Source organism: Micromonospora sp. NPDC049580 (assembly GCF_040675595.1).
Classification (GTDB): Bacteria; Actinomycetota; Actinomycetes; order Mycobacteriales; family Micromonosporaceae; genus Micromonospora.
Genome location: NZ_JBFAPG010000573.1, coordinates 1 through 3,611, shown reverse-complemented (window position 1 = coordinate 3,611; position 3,611 = coordinate 1). Strand labels below are relative to the sequence as shown.

At 74.0% G+C, this 3,611-nt stretch carries 3 protein-coding genes; 2 read left to right on the top strand and 1 reads right to left on the bottom strand.

All coding sequences use genetic code 11. The features are described from left to right. Positions 1–181 precede the first annotated feature (181 nt). The gene (locus AB0J68_RS29295) at positions 182–898 is read left to right on the top strand and encodes a hypothetical protein (RefSeq protein WP_363941772.1); all 717 of its coding nucleotides are present in this window, start codon (positions 182–184) and stop codon (positions 896–898) included. A 13-nt stretch (positions 899–911) separates the two neighbouring features. Here the strand turns inward: AB0J68_RS29295 and rsmI are convergent, their stop codons facing one another. Beyond that, positions 912–1,760 (bottom strand): 16S rRNA (cytidine(1402)-2'-O)-methyltransferase, encoded by an 849-nt coding sequence (gene rsmI, locus AB0J68_RS29290; RefSeq protein ID WP_354861853.1) that lies wholly within the window; start codon positions 1,758–1,760, stop codon positions 912–914. 141 nt (positions 1,761–1,901) lie between these two features. Here rsmI and AB0J68_RS29285 point away from each other — a divergent pair, with 141 nt between their 5' ends. After that, the gene (locus tag AB0J68_RS29285; protein WP_363941775.1) at positions 1,902–3,554 is read left to right on the top strand and encodes a phospholipid carrier-dependent glycosyltransferase; all 1,653 of its coding nucleotides are present in this window, start codon (positions 1,902–1,904) and stop codon (positions 3,552–3,554) included. Positions 3,555–3,611 lie beyond the last annotated feature (57 nt).

Sequence of the window (3,611 nt, the reverse complement as noted above, 5' to 3'; positions counted from 1 at the left end):
CGACGCGGCACCGCGTCCACCGGCGCCCCGGTGGTCGGCTCCACCTCGACCGGGACCACGGTTGCCGGCTGCGCCCCGACCGCCGTTCGGGCCGGTTCGCGCGCCGCCGGCGCGACGTCGGCCGACGCGCCCGGCGGGCTCGGCGGCTTCGGGCGGGCCGGCAACCGTGGTCCCGGTCGAGGTGGAGCCGACCACCGGGGCGCCGGTGGACGCGGTGCCGCGTCGGGTGCCGGTACGCCAGCAGAGCCGTCGCCGAACTGCTCACCGGGTCGACGGGGACCGGCCACCGGACGACGAGGGCACGTTCTGGGCGCCGATCGAGCAGGTGCACTGGGACGGCACCCCCGTCCGCGAGGTCGCCGCCCCCCAGCGCCGGGCTCGCCGTCCCTCGTCGCGGACGACCGCGTTGCCGGACCCGCTGCCCGGACTGACCGCGCTGGTGCTGCTGAGCCTGGTCGCGGCCTTCTTCGCCTGGGTCAGCGCCGGCCCGTTCTGGCTCGCGGTCGGGCACGCGCGCGACGGCACGGTGGTGATCGACCACTGCACCGGAGGCGGTCTCACCCAGCGGTGCCGGGGCATCTTCACGGCCGACGACGGGCGGTTCCTGGCCCACGGGGTACGGGTCAGCGGCGTACCCGCCGGAGGTGGCGCGCCCGGGGCGGCGCTGCGGGCACGGATGACCGGCCCGGACGGCGACACCGCGTACGCCGACACCGGCGCGGGCCGACACCTGCGCTGGCTGCCCGGGCTGCTGGCGGTGCTCGGCTGCGCCGCCGGCATCGTCCGGTGGACGGGGTCGGCCCGGCTGCCCGGCCGGCGACACCGCCGCTGGGCGGTGGCCACGGCTCTCGCCGGCCCGGCGCTGATCACCCTCGGCTTCCTCGCCGCCGCGTGGTGAACGCGCCGGTGGGTCAGCTGTGCACGATCGTGTAGACCTCACGGCGGCGCAGCGAGTATTCGGTGGCGACATCGGTGATGGCGTCCCGACGGGACCGGCCGGCGGCCTCCCGCTCGGCGACTGCCGCGCGCAGGGTGTCGTCGTCGGGGCGTTCCGGCGCGGTCACCGGCGAGCCGGCCACCACCAGGGTGATCTCCCCGCGCGGATCGCCCTCGGCGGCCCACCGGGCCAACTCGCCGAGGGGGCGGCGGAGCACCTCCTCGTAGGTCTTGGTGAGTTCCCGGCAGAGCGCGGCCGGCCGGTCCGCGCCGAACGTCTCGGCCAGGTCGGCGAGCGCCGCGCCGATCCGGTGCGGCGCCTCGAAGAAGACGAGGGTGCGCTCCTCGGCGGCGAGCGCGCGCAGCCGGGACCGGCGGGCACCCCCACTGCGGGGCAGGAACCCCTCGAAGCAGAACCGGTCGCAGGGCAGCCCGGAAACGGCGAGGGCGGTGGTCACCGCGCTGGGCCCGGGTGCCACGGTGACCGGCGCCCCGACGTCCAACGCGGCCCGGACCAGCCGGTAACCCGGGTCGGAGACGCTCGGCATGCCGCCGTCGGTCACCAGCGCCACCACGTACCCGCCGAGGATGACCTCGACCAGTTCGGGCGTACGCCGTTCCTCGTTGCCCTCGAAATAGGAGACGATCCGGCCGCCGACGGTGATGTCGAGGTCGCGGGCCAGCCGGGTCAGGCGGCGGGTGTCCTCGGCGGCCACCACGTCGGCGCTGGCCAGGACTTCCCGAAACCGCACCGAGGCATCGGCGGGGTTGCCGAGCGGGGCACCGAGCAGGATCAGGCGCCCAGCTTCGGACATTTCACCCACGACATCGTCTCCTTCATCGACAGCGAATACCGGTATCAGGGACGACGGGCGCCACAGGACACCCTGGCAGCCTACGATCGCCGGGTGACGAGTGCGTCTACAGCGCAGAGCCCGAGCGCCGACCCGGCAGACACGGTCGAGGTGTCCGGCGAGCCCAGCCCCCACCAGGAACCGACGGCACCACGTGCCGACGGCGGGGGCATATCCGCCGTGGTCCGCCGCCGGTTCGCCACCGTCGACAGCCGGGTGGACCCGTATTCGTGGCTCGCCACCGCCGTGGTGGTGGTTATCGCGGGGATCCTGCGCTTCGTGGGCCTGTCCAGCCCCAAGGGCAAGATCTTCGACGAGACGTACTACGCCAAGGACGCGTACGGGCTGATCAGCCGGGGCGTCGAGTGGAACTACAAGGACAACGGCCCGTCGTACGTGGTGCACCCGCCGCTGGGCAAGTGGCTGATCGGCGTCGGCGAGTGGGCCTTCGGCTATCAGGACGCGGAGTCGAAGGTCTCCGTCGGTGGGCACCTGTTCACCACCGCGCCGGAGTTCGGCTGGCGGTTCTCGGCGGCCGTGATCGGCACGCTGTCGGTACTGCTGCTGGTCCGCATCGGTCGGCGGCTGTTCCGCTCGACGGTGCTCGGCTGCGCGGCCGGCCTGCTGCTCGCGCTGGACGGCTTCCACCTGGTGCTGTCGCGCGCGGCGCTGCTCGACATCTTCCTGCTGTTCTTCGTGCTGGCCGCCTTCGGCGCGCTGGTGCTCGACCGGGACGCCCGCCGCCGGCGCTGGGCGCGCGCCCTGGACGACGGGCTCGACCCGAGTCTGCCGGGGCGCGCGGGCCGGCCGGCGACCGGCTGGCGCACGTGGCCGTGGTGGCGGCTCGCCGCCGGGGTGCTGATCGGCTGCGCCTGCGCGGTCAAGTGGAGCGCGCTCTACTTCGTGCCGGTGTTCGCCCTGTTCGTGGTCCTCTGGGAGGTCGGGGTCCGCCGCTCGGCGGGCGTCCGCAGGCCCTGGCGGGACACCCTGCTCGACGAGGTGCCCTGGCTGGTGCTGGCCGGTGTGCTGATGGTCGGCACCTACCTCGCCACCTGGTCGGGGTGGCTGCTCAGCGACGACGGCTACTACCGGCTCGCGTCGGCCTACCCGAGCGCCCCGCTCAGCGACACCCCGGTGATCGGCCCGCTGGTCAACCTCTTCGAGTACCACCGCGCCGCGTACGGCTTCCACGCCCAGCTCGACGATCCGCACAAGTACCAGTCGTGGCCGTGGCAGTGGCTGCTGCTCGGGCGGCCGGTGGCGTTCCACTGGTCCGGCGACGGCGCCTGCGGGGCGCCGACCTGCGCCTCGGAGATCCTGCTGCTCGGCACCCCGCTGCTGTGGTGGTCGTTCCTGCCCGCCCTCGTGGCGCTGGTCTGGCTGGGCATCGCCCGACGGGACTGGCGGGCCGGCGCGATCCTGCTCACCGTGGCCGCCGGACTGCTGCCCTGGTTCTGGTTCGCGCTCGACGGCCGGACGATGTTCTCGTTCTACGTGGCACCGGCGCTGCCGTTCCTGGTGCTGGCCGTGGTGTACGTGCTGGGCGCGCTGATCGCTCCGCCCGGCGGCGACGTGGGTGAGACGGCAGCCCTGGTGCCCGGCGACGCGGGCTACGAACGCCGGCTGGTGGGCAGCATCGCGGCCGGGGCGTACGTGCTGCTGGTGGCGTTGTGCTTCGCGTACTTCTATCCGATTTTCGTGGGACGGCTGATCCCGTACTCGGACTGGCTGTCCCGAATGTGGCTCGACGGCCGCTGGATATAAGCACCGGCAGGCGACGCGCCGCACAGCGCGACGGAAATCGGGCCCGCACGCGTCACG